Annotated in this window: 19 protein-coding genes and 2 riboswitches; of the genes, 11 read left to right on the forward strand and 8 right to left on the reverse strand. The window is 71.4% G+C overall.

Annotated elements, in window-relative coordinates; translation table 11 throughout:
• Positions 1 to 117 precede the first annotated feature (117 nt).
• Both HNR02_RS12400 and HNR02_RS12405 read left to right on the forward strand, forming a co-directional pair.
• Complete coding sequence (locus HNR02_RS12400) at positions 118 to 846, forward strand: GntR family transcriptional regulator (RefSeq protein WP_179773337.1); 729 nt, start codon at positions 118 to 120, stop codon at positions 844 to 846.
• 167 nt (positions 847 to 1,013) lie between these two features.
• A complete protein-coding gene (locus HNR02_RS12405) occupies positions 1,014 to 1,958 on the forward strand; it encodes a hypothetical protein (protein ID WP_179773338.1) in 945 nt (314 codons plus the stop codon).
• Positions 1,959 to 2,280: 322 nt separating this feature from the next.
• Here HNR02_RS12405 and thiE read toward each other — a convergent pair whose 3' ends face one another.
• Positions 2,281 to 2,937: a thiamine phosphate synthase gene (thiE, locus tag HNR02_RS12410; RefSeq protein ID WP_179773339.1), complete on the reverse strand. Its 657-nt coding sequence runs from the start codon at positions 2,935 to 2,937 to the stop codon at positions 2,281 to 2,283.
• 31 nt (positions 2,938 to 2,968) lie between these two features.
• A riboswitch (TPP riboswitch) is annotated at positions 2,969 to 3,077 on the forward strand.
• On the opposite strand from thiE, the gene thiO reads away from it, so the two are divergent.
• From thiO to HNR02_RS12430, 4 genes are all read left to right on the forward strand, one after another.
• Complete coding sequence (thiO, locus tag HNR02_RS12415; RefSeq protein WP_179773340.1) at positions 3,072 to 4,178, forward strand: glycine oxidase ThiO; 1,107 nt, start codon at positions 3,072 to 3,074, stop codon at positions 4,176 to 4,178. It overlaps the preceding riboswitch by 6 nt.
• A complete protein-coding gene (gene thiS / locus HNR02_RS12420) occupies positions 4,178 to 4,378 on the forward strand; it encodes a sulfur carrier protein ThiS (RefSeq protein WP_179773341.1) in 201 nt (66 codons plus the stop codon). The genes thiO and thiS overlap by 1 nt, the downstream gene beginning before the upstream one ends.
• 4 nt (positions 4,379 to 4,382) lie before the next feature.
• Positions 4,383 to 5,144, forward strand: a complete 762-nt coding sequence (locus tag HNR02_RS12425; protein WP_179773342.1) for a thiazole synthase — start codon at positions 4,383 to 4,385, stop codon at positions 5,142 to 5,144.
• 85 nt (positions 5,145 to 5,229) lie between these two features.
• On the forward strand, positions 5,230 to 5,661 hold the full coding sequence (locus HNR02_RS12430; RefSeq protein WP_179773343.1) for a MarR family winged helix-turn-helix transcriptional regulator: 432 nt from the start codon (positions 5,230 to 5,232) through the stop codon (positions 5,659 to 5,661).
• A 30-nt stretch (positions 5,662 to 5,691) separates the two neighbouring features.
• On the opposite strand, the gene thiD (HNR02_RS12435) is transcribed toward HNR02_RS12430, so the two are convergent.
• The 3 genes from thiD (HNR02_RS12435) to thiC form a co-directional block, all read right to left on the reverse strand.
• Positions 5,692 to 6,525: a bifunctional hydroxymethylpyrimidine kinase/phosphomethylpyrimidine kinase gene (gene thiD / locus HNR02_RS12435; protein WP_179773344.1), complete on the reverse strand. Its 834-nt coding sequence runs from the start codon at positions 6,523 to 6,525 to the stop codon at positions 5,692 to 5,694.
• Between the two features lie 25 nt (positions 6,526 to 6,550).
• Entirely contained in the window at positions 6,551 to 7,366 is an 816-nt protein-coding gene (gene thiD / locus HNR02_RS12440; protein ID WP_179773345.1) for a bifunctional hydroxymethylpyrimidine kinase/phosphomethylpyrimidine kinase, read from the reverse strand.
• On the reverse strand, positions 7,366 to 9,009 hold the full coding sequence (gene thiC, locus HNR02_RS12445; protein ID WP_312860980.1) for a phosphomethylpyrimidine synthase ThiC: 1,644 nt from the start codon (positions 9,007 to 9,009) through the stop codon (positions 7,366 to 7,368). Before thiC ends, thiD (HNR02_RS12440) begins: the two co-directional genes overlap by 1 nt.
• Positions 9,004 to 9,130: riboswitch (TPP riboswitch) on the reverse strand. It overlaps the preceding gene by 6 nt.
• A gap of 108 nt (positions 9,131 to 9,238) precedes the next feature.
• Here thiC and HNR02_RS12450 point away from each other — a divergent pair.
• The 3 genes from HNR02_RS12450 (at position 9,239) to HNR02_RS12455 (ending at position 11,067) form a co-directional block, all read left to right on the forward strand.
• Complete coding sequence (locus tag HNR02_RS12450) at positions 9,239 to 10,411, forward strand: MFS transporter (RefSeq protein WP_179773346.1); 1,173 nt, start codon at positions 9,239 to 9,241, stop codon at positions 10,409 to 10,411.
• 81 nt (positions 10,412 to 10,492) lie between these two features.
• On the forward strand, positions 10,493 to 10,741 hold the full coding sequence (locus HNR02_RS35420) for a PDDEXK family nuclease (protein WP_246338550.1): 249 nt from the start codon (positions 10,493 to 10,495) through the stop codon (positions 10,739 to 10,741).
• 17 nt (positions 10,742 to 10,758) lie between these two features.
• Positions 10,759 to 11,067, forward strand: a complete 309-nt coding sequence (locus HNR02_RS12455; protein ID WP_312860981.1) for a Uma2 family endonuclease — start codon at positions 10,759 to 10,761, stop codon at positions 11,065 to 11,067.
• On the opposite strand, the gene HNR02_RS12460 is transcribed toward HNR02_RS12455, so the two are convergent.
• On the reverse strand, positions 11,064 to 11,978 hold the full coding sequence (locus HNR02_RS12460) for a S1C family serine protease (protein ID WP_179773347.1): 915 nt from the start codon (positions 11,976 to 11,978) through the stop codon (positions 11,064 to 11,066). The genes HNR02_RS12455 and HNR02_RS12460 overlap by 4 nt on opposite strands.
• A gap of 81 nt (positions 11,979 to 12,059) precedes the next feature.
• On the reverse strand, positions 12,060 to 12,614 hold the full coding sequence (locus tag HNR02_RS12465) for a peptide deformylase (protein WP_179773348.1): 555 nt from the start codon (positions 12,612 to 12,614) through the stop codon (positions 12,060 to 12,062).
• A 128-nt stretch (positions 12,615 to 12,742) separates the two neighbouring features.
• Here HNR02_RS12465 and HNR02_RS12470 point away from each other — a divergent pair, with 128 nt between their 5' ends.
• Both HNR02_RS12470 and HNR02_RS12475 read left to right on the forward strand, forming a co-directional pair.
• Entirely contained in the window at positions 12,743 to 13,057 is a 315-nt protein-coding gene (locus HNR02_RS12470; protein ID WP_179773349.1) for a DUF3263 domain-containing protein, read from the forward strand.
• On the forward strand, positions 13,054 to 13,725 hold the full coding sequence (locus HNR02_RS12475; protein ID WP_179773350.1) for a LytR C-terminal domain-containing protein: 672 nt from the start codon (positions 13,054 to 13,056) through the stop codon (positions 13,723 to 13,725). The genes HNR02_RS12470 and HNR02_RS12475 overlap by 4 nt, the downstream gene beginning before the upstream one ends.
• Before the next feature lie 19 nt (positions 13,726 to 13,744).
• Here the strand turns inward: HNR02_RS12475 and HNR02_RS12480 are convergent, their stop codons facing one another.
• Both HNR02_RS12480 and HNR02_RS12485 read right to left on the reverse strand, forming a co-directional pair.
• Positions 13,745 to 15,952 carry an AAA family ATPase gene (locus HNR02_RS12480; protein WP_179773351.1) on the reverse strand — a complete coding sequence of 736 codons (2,208 nt, stop codon included), beginning with the start codon at positions 15,950 to 15,952 and terminating at the stop codon, positions 13,745 to 13,747.
• A 4-nt stretch (positions 15,953 to 15,956) separates the two neighbouring features.
• On the reverse strand, positions 15,957 to 16,544 hold the full coding sequence (locus HNR02_RS12485; RefSeq protein WP_179773352.1) for a TetR/AcrR family transcriptional regulator: 588 nt from the start codon (positions 16,542 to 16,544) through the stop codon (positions 15,957 to 15,959).
• Positions 16,545 to 16,601: the final 57 nt, after the last annotated feature.

Consider the following 16,601-nt stretch of genomic DNA (forward strand, 5'->3'; position numbering starts at 1 on the left):
GGTTGCTCATCCCTGATTCCCTTCGAAGGTCTAGACCAATGCTACCCCGGGCGCGTCCACATCCGGAAAGGGTAGTTTCATCCTGCGCCAGGGGCGCGGTTCGAGGAGGAGTCGGTCATGTTGGAGTCAGCCACGCGCGGTCAGCGCGAACCGAAGTACTGGGCGTTGAAGCAGCACCTGCTCGACCTGCTCGAGACGATGCCGCCGGGGTCGCCGATTCCCACCGAACGCGCGCTGGCCACCGAGTTCGCGGTCTCCCGCACCACCGTGCGGCAGGCGCTCGCGGACCTGACCGCCGAGGGCCGGCTGCACCGGGTGCAGGGCAAGGGCACGTTCGCGGCCGAGCCGAAGCTGGCGCAGCGGCTGCAGCTGTCGTCCTACACGGAGGACATGCGGGCGAAGGGGCGCGAGCCGTCGTCCCGGTTGCTGGAGGTCGAGGAGCTGACGGCGGAGCCAGAGCTGGCCAAGTTGCTCGGCGTCCGCAACGGCGCGAAGGTGCTGCGGATGCGCCGTCTCCGGCTCGCCGACGGGGAACCGATGGCGCTGGAGACCACGCACCTGCCGCTGGGCCGGTTCCGCGGCCTGCGCAAGCACGTGTCCGCCGGGGGCTCCCTGTACGCGGTGTTGCGGGAGCACTACGGAGTGGAAATGGACAGTGCCGAGGAGACGATCGAAACGGCGCTCGCGGGACCGCAGGAGGCGGATCTGCTCGGAGCCGACGTCGGCACTCCGATGTTGTTGCTGTCCCGGCATTCGTTCGCCGCCGACGGCAAACCGGTCGAATTCGTGCGGTCCATCTACCGCGGCGACCGGTACAAGTTCGTGACGACGCTCTCGCGTCCGTAGCTCCCCAAGATCCCTTGATGTCAAGGGATTGTGAACCCTGATTTGTCCAATGTGGACGATGTAGAGTGGCCTGCGTCACCTTCCGGCAACGCTGGGAGCATCTCAATCGACAAACACGTTGGACACGATGGGGTCACATCGAGAGGGAGAGCGAACACACCGCGATCATGAGCGAGGCGAAGGAAGAGAGCAGCGAGAAGAAGGCTGGGTTGTCTCCGGCGCAGGTGCTGGCGTCGGCGCTGGCGGCCGTGACGGCTGCCTTCCTGGGCTCCACGCTGGGTGTGGCGGGAACGGTCATCGGTGCCGGGGTCGCGAGCATCGTGACGACGGTGGGCGGTGAGTTGTACCTGCGGTCGTTGCGGCGCACGCGCGCGGCGGCGCGCAAGACGGCCGAGTTGCTGGCCGTGTCGGAGAACCGGCAGCAGACGCGGATCATCCCGCCGACAGCCGCGCCGCGCTCGACGCACCCGCTCATCAGGTATCAGCAGAACGGGGCGCCGCAGCGCAGACCGGCGACGCAGCTGACGGACGTGCAACGGCCGGACGTGCAACGGACGCGGATCGTGCACCCGGTTTCGGCGCCGCTGTCCGGCACCACGCGCCGCATTCCGATGGCCGGGCAGGGCGGCTCCGGGAGTGGTGAGAAGACGGTCTTCATCCCGAAACCGCAGGATGCCGGGCCGGAGACGCTGGCGGTGGGCGGTGATCTGGAGGAACCGCCGTCCGACGGGAAGAAGCCCTGGTGGAAGAACCGGTGGACCCTGATCGGGGCCACGAGTGTCGTCGCGTTCGTGGTGGGGATGCTGGCGATCACCGGCTTCGAGGCGGCGACCGGGAGCACCGTGTCCGGCGGGGACGGCACCACACTGGGCCGGGTGGTCGGCGGATCGGGCAAAAGCGTGGAGACGACGTCGACCCAGGTGACGACCGTGACGGAAAGCTCATCCGCCGACGACGAACAGGCCCCCGCGACCACCAGTGCGACGCCGACGGAGTCGTCGAGCACGGAGGAAACCGAGTCCCCCGTGACGACGACCGCCCCGAGCACGAGCGTGCCCGAAGAGCCTTCGGGCGCTTCGGAGACGGTCACCACGGCGCCGAGCAGCCCCTGAGCCGAGTGCGTGGACCGGCGCTGTGGGTAGTGGGCGCCGGTGGGATTGGGCCGTGGGAACGGGTCCTTCGCGGTTTCGGTCGCGAAGGACCCGTTTTTGTTTGTGAGTCCCGACTTCGCCCCTGGCCCCGACTTCGGCCAGCGAGCCCCCTCACAGGGCGTGGGCGGGCGCGCTTCGCGAGCGAGCGGGACCGGGCGCGGTGGGAGGTGGAGTGCTTGGCGATCTTGTCGATGAACGGTCCGTTCATCGCTCGGTGAGCGTCCCATTCAACCGGCAACGGAACCGGGCCGGGCGCCGACTCAGACGAGTCGGCGCCCGGCCGTCACCCCAGTTGGGTCCGCAACCCCCGCGCAGCTGCCTCCGGATCGGCTGCTTCCGTGATCGCCCGCACCACGACCACCCGTGAAGCCCCGGCCGCCAGCACCTCCGGCAACCGCTCGCCGTCGATGCCTCCGATGGCGAACCACGGCCGCGCGACGCCGGACTCCGCGGTCGCGCGCACCAGTTCCAACCCCGGCGCCGGGCGGCCCGGTTTCGTGGGCGTCGGCCAGCAGGGGCCGGTGCAGAAGTAGTCCACGCCCGCCTCGACCGACGCCGCGCGGGCCTGGTCCACGTCGTGCGTCGAGCGGCCGATCACCGGCTCCTCGCCGACGATGCGGCGTGCGACCGGCACCGGCAGATCGTCCTGGCCCAGATGCAGCACATCCGCCTCGACCGCGAGCGCGATGTCCGCCCGGTCGTTCACCGCCAGCAGGGCCCCGTGCCGGGCGCACGCCTCGGCCAGGATTTCCAGCGCCGCGAGTTCCTGACGGGCCTCCAGCGGGGCCCCCTCGCGCTTGTCCCGCAGCTGAACGATGTCCACCCCGCCCGCGAGCGCGGCATCGGCGAACTCGGCCAGGTCCGGCCGGTCCCCGGTACACAGGTAGAGCCGTGCCACGTCGAGGCGCTTCCTGATCTCGTCACCACTGAGCCCTGGCATGGCCCCGACCCTATCTCGCACGTTAGGGTGGAGGTGTCCGCACGGGAGCCCGAGCCACGGGCTGAGAGGGAGCTGCCAGCGCTCCGACCGTGGAACCTGATCCGGATCATGCCGGCGCAGGGAGCGTGATCTTCATGAGCAACCATCATGTGGCGGTCGTCGGCGGCGGGGTCATCGGCCTGTCCGTGGCCTGGCGCGCCGCGGCAGCCGGGCACCGGGTGACGGTCGTCGACCCCGCGCCCGGCCGCGGCGCGTCCTGGGTGGCCGGCGGCATGCTGGCCCCACTCGCCGAAGCCTGGCCCGGCGAAGAAGCAGCCCTCGCCCTCGGGGAGGAGTCCCTCAACCGCTGGCCGGAGTTCGCGCAAGCGCTTGCGGCGGACGGTGGCAACCCCGGTCTGTCGCAGGCGGGCACTGTCGTCGTGGCCCTGGACCGCGCCGACGCGGACCAGCTCGACATCCAGGCCGCGTACCTGCGCTCGGTCGGCCGCGAGGTCGAGCAGGTCACCGGCAGGTCCCTCCGCTCCCTCGAACCCGGTCTGGGCGCGGTCCGCGGCGGTCTGCTCGTGCCCGGCGACCTGGCCGTCGACAACCGCAAGCTCCTGCGCTCCCTCGAAACCGCCGCACTACGTCACGGTGCGGAGTTCACCGGCGACCGGGCGGTCGCCGTCCAACCCGGCTGCGTGCGCACGGCGCACTGCGAAGTCCGGTGCGACGCCGTCGTGGTCGCCGCGGGCGCCCGCAGCGCGGAACTGCACCCCGTGCTCGCGCGCGGTGTCCGTCCGCTCAAGGGCGAGATCCTCCGTCTGCGGGCGAGGCGCACGAGCCTGCCACCTCCCACGCGCACGGTTCGCGCTGTCGTCGAGGGGCGACCGGTGTACCTCGTGCCGCGCGAGGACGGCGAACTCGTCCTCGGCGCGACCCAGTACGAGGCGGGCTTCGACGAGACCGTCAGTGCCAAGGGCGTGCGGGAACTCATCGAGGCCGCCGAACGGATCTTCCCGAGCGTCGGCGAGTACGAGCTCACGGAAACGGCGGCGGGACTGCGTTCGGCGAGCGCGGACACGCTCCCGTTCATCGGTGACCTGGGTGACGGCGTCCTCGCCGCGACCGGGCACCACCGCAACGGTCTGCTCATGGCGCCGGTCACCGCCGACGCCGTGCTGGCCTGGCTGGCCGGGGAAAAACCGCCCGAGGAGGCGCTCGCGGCGGACCCGGCCCGCCTGGAAACCGGAGGAGTCTGATGGAAGTGCAGGTCAACGGGGCCTGGCAGGCGGTCCCCGACAACGCGACGGTGGCCGACGTGCTCAAGGCGGTCGACGCACCCGATCGCGGTGTGGCGGTCGCGCTGAACGGCGAAGTCGTCCGGCGCGGCGCGTGGCCGGAGACGGTGGTGCGCGCGGGCGCGAGGCTCGAGATCCTGACGGCGGTACAAGGTGGGTGAGATCATGTTCGACGGCGACCAGCTGGTGATCGGGGAACACAAGCTCGACTCCCGGCTGATCATCGGAACCGGGGGCGCGGCGAACCTGTCCGTGCTGGAACGGGCGCTCGTCGCGTCCGGCACCGAGCTGACGACGGTCGCGTTGCGCCGCGCCGACGCCGAAGGTGGCTCGGGTGTGCTCGACCTGCTGCGCCGCCTGGGCATCAGGCTCCTGCCGAACACCGCGGGCTGCCGCAGCGCGGCCGAAGCCGTGCTCACCGCGCGCCTGGCGCGCGAGGCGCTGGAGACCGACCTGATCAAGCTCGAGGTGCACGCCGACGAGCGCACGCTCCTGCCCGATCCGGTCGACACCCTCGACGCGGCCGAGCAGCTCGTCGCCGACGGGTTCACGGTGTTCGCCTACACCAACGACGACCCGGTGCTCGCGCTGCGGCTGGAGGAGGCCGGGTGCGCGGCGGTCATGCCCCTCGGTGCGCCGATCGGGACCGGGCTGGGCATCCGTAATCCGCACAACATCGAGCTGATCGTGGCCCGCGCGGGTGTGCCGATCATCCTCGACGCGGGTATCGGCACGGCTTCCGACGCGGCGCTGGCGATGGAACTGGGCTGTGACGGAGTGCTGCTGTCCACCGCGGTCACGCGCGCGCAGGACCCGGAACGGATGGCGTACGCGATGCGCTCGGCGGTGGTCGCGGGGCGGCTGGCGCGCGCGGCGGGCCGCATCCCGCAGCGGTTCTGGGCCCACGCGTCCAGCCCGCCGCGCTGAACCGCGCGACTTCACCACGGTTTACCGGACCGAACACGTATCGTTTAGCGCACCGCGAGCGTCGGCGAGGTGAAGGAGCCCGAGAGTGGTTGAGTCATCCGAGGATGTCGCCGGGCGGCTGTTCCTGGCCGTCGGCAGGCTGTCCCGGTCGCTGCGGCAGGCGGGCACGCCCGGTCCGGGCCACGGCTCCATCTCCGCGCTGTCGACGCTGCTCGCCCTGGGGCCGATGCGCCTGGGCGATCTGGCGGCGAAGGAGGGCGTGGCGGCGGCGACGATGTCGCGGATCGTGGCCTCGCTGGTCGACGCGGGCTGGGCCAGCCGCGAACCGGATCCGATCGACCGCCGCGCGTGGTTGGCCACCGCCACCCCCGAGGGTGAGCGCATGCTGCTCGACCTGCGGTCCACGCGGGTGCACGAGCTGCAGAAGCGCATCGACCGGCTTCCGCCCGAGCACCAGGCCGCGCTCGGGCAGTCGCTCCCGGCGCTGGAGGCCCTGCTGGCGGGCGACGAGAGCTGAACTCGCGCACGGGAGCGTGGGACTCGCGGGTCAGCGGTGCTCGGGAGCCAGGCGCCAGAAGGCGGAGACCGGGCCGACCTTCGCGCCCATCGGGTAGGAGTTCGCGACCGCGTTGCTCACGAACCATTTCCCGAACCGCGCGGCTTCCGGCATCGCCATACCGCGTGCCAGTCCCGCGGTCAGCGCGGACGCCATCGCGTCGCCGGCGCCGTGCGTGTGCGGGGTGGAGAACCGCGGCCCGGGCAGCTCGACGAACGTGCGGCCGTCGTAGAGCAGGTCGACGCACTCCGGGTCGCTCGTCAGGTGACCGCTCTTGACCAGCACGTACTTCGGGCCCAGCTCCTTCAGCGCGACGGCCGCGTCGTGCATGCCCGCGCGATCGGTCACCGAGAGCCCGGTCAGCAGCCGCACCTCGTCGAGGTTCGGGGTGATCACCGCGGCCCGCGGCAGCAGCAGGTCACGCAGGGCGGCCAGCCCCGCCTCGTCGAACAGCGGGTGACCGTGCATCGAAGCCGCCACCGGGTCGACCACGAACGGCACCTTCGTGTCCCGCCCGATCTCCGCCCGGTCACACGCGGCGGCGACCGCCTCGATGATCTCCGCGGAGGCGAGCATCCCGGTTTTCGCGGCCTGCACACCCATGTCCGCGGCGACGGCCTCGATCTGCCCGGCCACGATCCGCGGCGGGATGTCGGACCGGTCGTGCACACCGAGCGTGTTCTGCACGGTGACCGCGGTGACCGCGACCAGACCGTGCACACCGCAGGTCAGGAACGTGCGCAGGTCCGCTTGCAGCCCCGCCGCGCCACCGGAGTCGGATCCGGCGATGGTCAGGGCGGCAGGCGGACTCGCGTTCTGGCTCATGACCCCAGTGTCGCAAACCGCCCGGCTACCCGAGCCGCCAGAACGGGGACACCGGCCCGACGCCCTTGCCCAGCGGGTACGCCTCCGCCACGCAGCGTTCGATGAACCGCTTGCCCTCGTCGACGGCGTCCGGCACGCCCAGTCCCTTGGCCAGCGACGCGGTGATCGCCGAGGCGAGCGTGTCACCGCCGCCGTGGGTGTGCTCGGTGTCCATCCGCCGTCCGGTCAGCTCGATGTGCTGGATGCCGTCGGAGAGCAGGTCGACGCACTCCGGATCGTCGTAGAGGTGCCCGCCCTTGACGAGCGCCCACATCGGACCCAGGTCCAGCAAGGCCCGCGCGGCGTCCCGCTGGCTGTCCCTGCCGGTGACCTCGACGCCGGTGAGCAGCCGGACCTCGTCGAGGTTCGGCGTCACCAGCGTCGCGCGCGGGAACAGCTCGGTGCGGATCGCTTCCAGCGCCTCCTCGCGCAGCAACGCGTCACCGGTCATCGACGCCGCCACCGGGTCGACCACGAACGGCACGTCGGCGTCCCGTCCGATGTGGACCTCATCGAGCGCACTGGCCACCGCGGTGATGATCTCCGCGGTGGCCAGCATTCCCGTCTTGGCGGCGTCGACGCCCATATCGTCCGCCACCGCCTTGATCTGGGCCGACACGACGTCCGGCGGGATCTCGGTGAACCCCTGCACGCCCAGCGAGTTCTGCACCGTCACCGCGGTGACCGCGGTCATGCCGTGCACCCCGCAGGCGAAGAACGTGCGCAGATCGGCCTGGATCCCCGCGCCACCGCCGGAATCGCTTCCGGCGATGGTCAGCGCGGTCTTCGGGGTCACGCTCATTACGGCTGGACCACCGGGAGGTAGACCTGGTTGCCGTGGCTGGCGAATTCGGCGGACTTCTCCTGCATCCCGGCCTCGATCGCTTCCACAGTGGACAGTCCGTGTTCCTCGGCGTACTTGCGGACGTCCTGCGTGATCCGCATGGAGCAGAACTTCGGCCCGCACATCGAGCAGAAGTGCGCGGTCTTGGCCGGTTCGGCGGGCAGGGTCTCGTCGTGGAAGGACCGCGCGGTGTCCGGGTCCAGCGAGAGGTTGAACTGGTCGTTCCAGCGGAACTCGAAGCGGGCCTTCGACAGCTCGTCGTCCCAGTCCTGCGCGTACTGGTGGCCCTTGGCCAGGTCCGCGGCGTGCGCGGCGATCTTGTACGTGATCACGCCGGTCTTGACGTCGTCCCGGTTGGGCAGGCCCAGGTGCTCCTTCGGCGTGACGTAGCACAGCATCGCCGTGCCGTACCAGCCGATCTGCGCGGCACCGATGGCCGAGGTGATGTGGTCGTAGGCCGGGGCGATGTCCGTCGCGAGTGGACCGAGTGTGTAGAACGGGGCTTCGCCGCAGAGCCGTTCCTCCAGCTCCACGTTCTCCTTGATCTTGTGCATCGGCACGTGGCCGGGGCCCTCGATCATCACCTGCACGTCGTGCTCGCGCGCGATGTGGGTCAGCTCGCCGAGGGTTTCCAGCTCCGCGAACTGGGCGCGGTCGTTGGCGTCGGCGATCGAGCCGGGCCGCAGGCCGTCACCGAGGGAGAAGGTGACGTCGTAGTCGCGCAGGATCTCGCACAGTTCCCGGAAATGCGTGTACAGGAACGACTCCTGGTGGTGGGCCAGGCACCACGCGGCCATGATCGAACCGCCGCGCGAGACGATTCCGGTGACCCGCTTCGCCGTCAGCGGGATGTAGCGCAGCAGCACGCCGGCGTGCACGGTCATGTAGTCCACGCCCTGCTCGCACTGCTCGATCACGGTGTCCCGGTAGACCTCCCAGGACAGCTTCTCCGGATCGCCGTCGACCTTCTCCAGCGCCTGGTAGATCGGCACGGTCCCGACCGGGACGGGGGAGTTGCGCAGGATCCACTCGCGCGTCTCGTGGATCCGCTTGCCGGTGGAGAGGTCCATGATCGTGTCGGCGCCCCAGCGGGTCGCCCACACCATCTTGTCGACCTCCTCCTCGACCGAGGACCACACGGCCGAGTTGCCCATGTTCGCGTTGACCTTCACCAGGAAGTTCTTCCCGATGATCGCGGGTTCGCTCTCCGGGTGCCTGTGGTTGACGGGGATGACCGCGCGTCCCGCGGCGACCTCGTCGCGCACGAACTCGGGCGTGACCCGCTCGCGCGCGGCGATGAACTCCATCTCGCGGGTGATCACGCCCGCTTTGGCGAAGCCCAGCTGCGTGTTGTCGTCCCTGGACACGATCCAGTCCGCACGCAGCGGTGCAAGTCCATTGTGGACGTCGATCGTCACGTCGGGATCGGTGTACGGGCCGGAGGTGTCGTAGACGTCGAAGTGATCGCCGTTGGTCAGCTCGATACGACGGGCCGGAACCCGGAGCCCGTTCTCGGTGTGGTGGTAGACCTTCCGCGATCCGGTGATCGGCCCGGTGGTCACGGTCGGGGCGACGTTCGTGCCGTTTTCCAGCATCGTCACTGAAATTCCACTCCCTACGCCGGCATTACCCGGTCAGGTTCAGCGGTCGGTGACGCCGGGTCCCCACGGACACCAGTCACCCTCTCAGCCCGCCAAGGCGCGAGCTCCCGCGTTGTTCGGTTGTCCTGCCGACCATGCCACGCCGCGCGGCAGACCTCAAGGGCGCGACCGTGAAACCGCTCACCCGGGCCGGCGTTTCACACCGGTGTGAGGGCTTAGGTTGACGATCATGCGAACCTCCGCCGCGCTGATCGCGCTGGGTGCCTGCCTGTTCGTGGTCGTCACGGCCGAGACGCTCGTGATCGGGTTGCTGCCCGCGTTGTCGGCGGACCTCGCGGTGCCGGTGCCGTCGGCCGGGTTGCTGGTGGCGGGGTACGCGCTGACGGTGACCGTCGGCGGGCCGCTCGTCACGGCGGCGACCCTGCGGGTGCCGCGCAAGGCCGCGCTGCTCGGGCTGGTCGTGGTGTTCGCGGCGGGCAACGTGCTGGCCGCGACGGCTCACGGTTTCGGGGTGCTGCTCGCCGCACGGGTGATCACGGCGCTCACGCACAGCACGTTCTTCGCGATCGCGCTCGTGCTGGCCGCGTCGATGGTCCACCCGTCGAGGCGCGGATGGGCCATCGCGTTCGTCTCGACCGGCCTGAACCTGGCGACCGTCCTCGGCGCACCACTGGGCACTCTCGTCGGGCAGGCGTATGGATGGCGGATGTCGTTCTGGCTGCTGGCGGCGGTGGCGTTGCTCGCGATGGCCGCGGTGGCGCTGCTGGTGCCCGACGCCCGGACCGCGGCCCCGCGGCTGGGGCCGGAGCTGCGGGCGCTGGTGACCCGGCCGGTGCTGGTGCTGCTGGGGGTGACGCTGGTGACCGAGACCGGGTTCTTCGTGGCGTACACGTACCTGTCACCGATCCTCGGGCGGATCTTCCCGCCGGGCGGGGTGGTCGTGCTGCTGATGGTGTTCGGGGCCGGGGCGCTGTGCGGGAACCTGGTCGGCGGGCGGCTGGCGGACCGGTGGCCGTGGGCGTCGCTGCGGGCGCTGATCCTGGTGCTGGCGGTGGCCATGACGGTGTTCGCCGCCGTCGCCTCGCTGCGGGTGGGAGCGGTCGTCGGCGTGTTCGGGCTGGGGGCGGTGGCCTACGCGCTGGTGCCCGGACTGCAGACGCGGGTGGTGGTCGCGGCGGCCGGGGCGCCGACGCTGGCGGTCGCGGTCTACACGTCGATCTTCAACCTGGGCATCAGCGCGGGCGCGTGGCTCGGCGGACGGGCGCTGTCGGCCGGTGCCGGGCTGGGCGCGTTGCCGGTGCTGGGGGCGGCCGGAGTGCTCGGGGGACTGGCGGTGTCGGCACTCCACCGCCGCGACGGACGTGCCGGGGACCATGTGGCTGCCGCGGAAGACCGCGGTTGACCACGGAAAACGCCCTCCTGAGCTGCTGTTCCCATGACGGATGCCGCTCTTCTGGGGAAGCCGAGCGAGGAGGTGGGGCAGGTGAGCAGTGCCATGGTCGGTTACGGCTGGGAATGGGAAGCCCTGCTGCGTACCTGGCAGCAGCTCGACGTGCCGGAAGGGTGGCGTGCGGAGATCACCGAGGGGGGAGTGACGATGACGCCGCCGCCCGGCAACGGGCACAACAAGATCGCTAACCGGATCGACCGTGCTCTGCACCGCACGGTTCCGGATGACTGGGCCGTCCTGCAGGAACTCGGTATCGCCATCCGCGGGCTGAGCAGGCTCTAGAGCCGGACCTCGTCGTAGTGCGGGAGCAGGAGCTGTCGAACCGACCGGACAACGAGCCCGTTCCGGCCGAGACCGCCGAGCTGGTGGTGGAGATCGTCTCGAAGGGCAACGCCCGCACCGACCGGGTCGAGAAGCTGTGGGCCTACGCCCAGGCGCCGGTCCCGCTGTACCTCCTGATCGACCGCTACGCCGACCCGAAGCCGTCGCTCACCCTGTTCTCCGATCCGGTCGACGGGCACTACCGCCGGTCCGAGCAGGTCGCCTTCGGGGAGACCATCCACCTGCCCGAACCGTTCGACCTGAAACTCGGCACCGCTGCCTTCTAACCCGCCAGCTCGCTCGGCGTCGCGAACACGTCGACCATCGCGCCGTTGCGCAGCACCGTGATCGCCAGCCTCGTGCCGATCACCTCGCCGAACAGTTGTCTCTGGATGTCCTGCGCGTCGGCGATGCGTTCGCGGCCCACGGTCAGCACCAGGTCTCCCGGCCGCAGGCCCGCGTGGTCGGCCGGTCCGCCGCGCACCACCTCGACGATCCGCAGCCCGGCGCGCTGCCCGGTGTGCTCGGCGACGTCGTCCGGCAACGGCGCGGGCACTCCGACCACCCCGAGGTAGGCCCGCCGCACCCGCCCCTCCACCAGGAGCGTGTCGATGATCCGGCGGGTCGTCTCGTTCACCGGCACCGCCAGTCCCAGCCCGAAACCCGCGACCGCCGTGTTCACCCCCACGACCCGGCCCGTCGAATCCGCGAGTGCGCCGCCCGAGTTGCCCGGGTTCAGGGCCGCGTCGGTCTGGATCACGTTCTCGATCACCCGCCCGGCGCTGCGGGTGCGCACCGGCAGGGACCGGCCCAGAGCACTGACCACCCCGGCGGTCACCGAGCCCGCGAGCCCGAGCGGGCTGCCGATCGCCACCACGAGTTGCCCGACGACGAGTTTGTCCGCGTCACCCAGCCGGGCCGCGGCGGGTGCGTCCGAAGCGCGCAGCACAGCCAGATCGGACAGCGGATCCGCGCCGACCACCGTGAACCGCGCTTCGGTGCCGTCCGCATACGTCGCCACCCCGTGCGAGCCGCCGCCGACGACGTGCGCGTTCGTCACCAGGTGGCCGTCCTCCGCGAACACCACCGCCGAACCGCTGCCCCGGGGCATCCGCACGCTCGCCACGTGCGGGGTCACCTCGGCGGCCACCGAACTCACCGAACGCGAGTACGCGTCGAGGGCCTCCGTGTCGTCCACCACGACCACCACCCGTCACATCCGTGACCAGTGTGCGCTCGCGGGCACGCGGAAGCCGCTCCGTTCACCGAGGGCGAAAGCTCACTCCGAGCCGGGCAGCCAGGACAGCCCCGGCACACCCCACTTGTTGCGCTTGAGCATGCGCTTCGCCTCGCGCGCGTGACGGCCGACGAGCCGGTCGAGGTAGATGTAGCCGTTCAGGTGATCCGTCTCGTGCTGCAGGCACCGCGCGAAGTAGCCGGTGCCCTCGACCTCGACGGGGTTGCCGTCCAGATCGGACCCGGTGACCTTCGCCCACGACGCCCGCCCGGTCGGGTACGACTCGCCGGGCGCGGACAGGCAGCCCTCCCAGTCGTCGTCCGGATCCGGCATGGTTTCCGGGATCTCGGACGTCACCAGCTCCGGGTTGACGATCAGCCCCTTGTGCCGCTCGCCCTGGTCGTCCGGGCAGTCGTAGACGAAGACCCGCAGGTCGATCCCGATCTGGTTGGCCGCGAGCCCCACCCCTTCGGCCGCGTACATCGTCTCGAACATGTCGTCGGTGAGCGTGCGCAGCTCGTCGTCGAACTTCTCCACCTCGCGGGTGGGGTTGTGCAGCACGGGGTCGCCGGCGATCCGGATGGGGTGGATGGTCACAATCGGCGATCGTACCCAGCACACGACCCGTGACGCGCCGGGCCATGATCCCACAACCGCACCCTCGACCCGTGGTTGAATGGCGCCCGCGGGATCACAACCGTGTGGTTTGCGATTTGAGGAGTCAGATGGACGCCGCGTCGATGGCCGAGGGCGACCGGCCGTCGCCCGAGCCCGCCGGCGACGGGGGTGGGCTCACGCCCCGCGAACTCAAGGTGCTGGCGTTCGAACGCCAGTGGTGGCGCTACGCGGGGGCCAAGGAGCAGGCCGTCCGCGAGGAGTTCGGCCTCTCGCCCACCCGGTACTACCAGCTGCTCAACCAGCTCCTCGACAAAGAGGAAGCGATGCGCGCCGACCCGATGCTGGTCAAGCGGCTGCGCAAGATGCGCACCGCGCGGCAGCGCAAACGGGTCGCCCGGCGACTGGGGATCGAAGCGCTATGAACTTCTTGCAGGGTCTGTCCCGCCCGCTGCGCCTGGCCGGCGTGGTGCTGATCGGGGTCGCTCTCGTGGCGGTCGTCATCGGCGGCATCACCATGCTGGACGGCAACGGCGACAACGGCCAGACCGCGGCGCCGAGCCCGACGACGACCGGTGGGACGTCCGAGCCGACCGAGACCACCAGCCCGGCCGAGCCGACGCCGACGAGCCCCGCCGAGCCGACCGGCACCGGGACCGCGCCGGGCCAGGAGCCCACCGGCACCGCCACCGCGGGCGCGCCGGGCGGCACGGCGACCCAGCCGGGCGGCACCGCGGGCGGGCCCGGGCAGGGGCAGGACGGCGGCGTGCCCGCCGACGCGGCCGCGGCCCAGTGGGTGCCGGTGCGCGTCTACAACAACAGCACCATCCACGGCCTCGCCGCCCGCGCCGCCGACGAGCTCAAGGCGAACGGCTGGAACGTCGTCGAGGTCGGCAACTACCCGAGCGGCATCATCCCGACGACCACGGCCTACTACACGCCGGGCACCGACGAGGAGACCGCCGCGCGAGCGCTCGCGACGGCGTTCGGCATGAAGGTGGAGCCGCGGTTCCAGGGCATCGAGGACGCCAGCCCCGGCGTCATCGTCATCGTCACCAACGACTACCAGGGCTCCCAGGTCAAGGGTTCCTGACCCCCGGTGGCCGGGGTCCTCAGGTGCGGGTTTTCGCGTAGTTCTCCAGTGCCGCGAGCTGTGCCGGGTCCAGTGACGGGCGGACCGTGGTCCTGGCCGTCTCCAGGTGCGCCGCCGTGACCTCGCTGGCCTCCAGTGATTCGCGCATCGCGGTCAGCGCCGCTTCGCGGATCAGTGCGGCGCAGTCCGCGGCCGAGTAGCCGCCCAGGCCCGCCGCGACCTCGTCGAGGTCCACATCGGACGCCAGCGGCGTGTGCCTGGCCGTGGCGCGCAGGATGTCGGCCCTGGCTTCGGCGTCCGGCGGTGGCACGTACACCAGCCGCTCCAGCCGTCCGGGCCGCAGCAGGGCCGGGTCGACCAGCTCGGGACGGTTGGTCGCGCCGAGCACGACCACGTCCCGCATCGGCTCGACGCCGTCCAGTTCGGTCAGCAACGCGGCGACCACCCGGTCGGACACGCCGGAGTCGCCGGACTGACCCCGGCGCGGCGCGAGCGCGTCGATCTCGTCGAGGAACACCAGCGACGGCGCGGCGTCGGCGGCCTTGCGGAACAGTTCCCGCACCGCCCGCTCCGACTCGCCGACCCACTTGTCCAGCAGTTCGGCGCCCTTGACGGCGAACACGTTCAGGGCGCCGGTGCCCGCGAGCGCCCGCACCAGGAACGTCTTGCCACCGCCGGGCGGGCCGTAGAGCAGGACCCCGCGCGGCGGTGCGACGCCCAGCCGCGCGAACGAGTCCGGGTAGCGCAGCGGCCACAGGACGGCCTCGGTCAGCGACTGCTTGACCTCGGCCATGTCGCCGACGTCTGCCAGCGACAACCCGCCGGTCGCGAGGCTGTCCGAAGTGGACATCGAGATCGGGCGGACGGACTGGAGCGCGTCGAGCAGGTCCTGCTGCGCGATGCGTGGTTCGTCGACCTCACGCTGGCGCAGCGCGGCCCGCACAGCGGCGTCACGGCGCAGGGCCAGCAGGTCCGCCGCGACGAAACCTGGTGTGCGATCCGCGATCCCGCCCAGGTCCACAGTGGATTCCAGTGGCACGTCCCGCAGCAGCACGCGCAGCAGTTCGGTGCGCACGCGGGCGTCCGGCTGCGGGATCGCCAGCTCGCGGTCGAGCAGGTCGGCGGCCCGCAGCCGTGGGTCGCACGCCTCCGGCCGGGCCGTGGTGGCGACGACCGCGAGGTCCGGCCGGGTGAGCGCGCCGCGCAGTTCGTCCAGCACCACGGTGGCGACGGGCGGCGGCTGGGTGGCGGGCAGCAGCGTGTCGATGTCGGTGATCAGCAGCACCGCGGGCCCGCCGGAGTCCGCCTGGTCGATCGCTTCACGCAGACGGGTGGCGATCGTGTTCGGGTCCAGCACCGCGATCGACGGCGCGGCCAGCGTGACCAGGCGGAGGTTCTCGGCCGCGGCGACCGAGCGCACCAGCGTCGTCTTGCCGACGCCTTCGGCGCCGGACAGCAGCACGCCGAGCCGGGCGGAGGTGCCCAGCCGGGCGAGCAGGTCCGGGCGCTTGAACGTGAGATCCACCCATTCGGCGAGCGTGCGGGCCTGGTCGTGCGCGCCGCACAGGTCGCTCACCGGCGGCGCGGGCTCTTCGGGTTCCGAGACGACCTCGGGCTCGACGCGCGGCGGTGCCGCGGCCACGGCGGGCGCACCGGTGCTCGCGCCCTCCCGCCAGCTGACCACAGTGGACGGTCCGATGACGACCGGTCCGCCGGGCTCGGTCGAGGTGACCGTGAGCAGCTCGGTGGTCCAGCCGGCGCCGATCGCGCGGGACAGCTGACCACGCACGGTGGTGGCGTCGGAACCGGGCGCGGGGGCGAGGTCCTGCGGGAGCAGCGACACGGCGTCACCGACCGTCAGGACCTTGCCGGTCAGCGCGAGCCGCAGCGTGTTCGGCGACAGCGACGCACTGGCCAGCCTCGATCCGGCGACGGTGACCGAGCGGGCCTGCGTGACGTCCGCGGGCGCGACGACGACCTCCGAGCCCTCGGTGACGCCGAGGTTGGACAGTGTCACGTCATCCGCGTGGATCACCCCGGGCGTGCCGCCCGCGTCCCCTGGCGCGGCGAGCGCGGCGCTGACCCTGGCGCCGGTCAGGTGCACGGCGTCCCACGCGCGCAGGCCGAGCGCGTCGAGCACCTCCGGGTGCAGGCGGACGATGCCGCGCCGCGTGTCGAGGGCCGACGGGGTGTGCCGGATGGTCAGCGTGATCTGGGGTGCGCTCACGCCTTCACTCTAGGGAAACCACGGCCGGGATGGCGGCGAAGGCGCGCTCGACCAGGACCGGCAGCCGCTCGCGGTCGCCGGACGGGCTCCACTCGGCGAGCGCGACGTGCCACGCGCCGACCGCGATCTCGACCAGCAGGCGCCGTTCGAGCGTGGGTTCGCCGGGCAGCAGGCGGACCATCTCCTCCTGGATCCCGGTGCAGTAGCGCAGCGAGTACCCCTGCAGCGCGGGGTGCGTCTCGACCAGCCGGACGGCGGGCAGGAACTGCCGGTACCAGTAGTCGTCCATCCGGTCGATCGCGGTGAGCAGCGCGTCCTTCAGCCCGTCCAGCCGGGGCGACGGGCGCTCGGCCACCACCTCGAGGACGGTGTCCCACAGCTGTTTGACCGCCGTCGTCGCGACGTCCTCTTTGGACGCGAAGTTGCGGAAGAAGGTCCGCTTGGAGACCTCGACCGCCTCGACCAGCTCGTCGAGCGTGGTCGAGTCGAAGCCGCGCTCGGTGAACATGGCGACCGCGGTCTCGGCCAGCGCCTGGCGGGTGCGCAGCTTCTTGCGTTCGCGCAGGGGCAGCGGCTCCTCGGTGGTCGTCATCGCGGCCAGTGTAGCGGGTGCCACTTGAAGGCAAGTGCCACTCAGTGGCACGATGGC

This window comes from Amycolatopsis endophytica (genome assembly GCF_013410405.1).
Taxonomy (GTDB): Bacteria; Actinomycetota; Actinomycetes; order Mycobacteriales; family Pseudonocardiaceae; genus Amycolatopsis_E; species Amycolatopsis_E endophytica.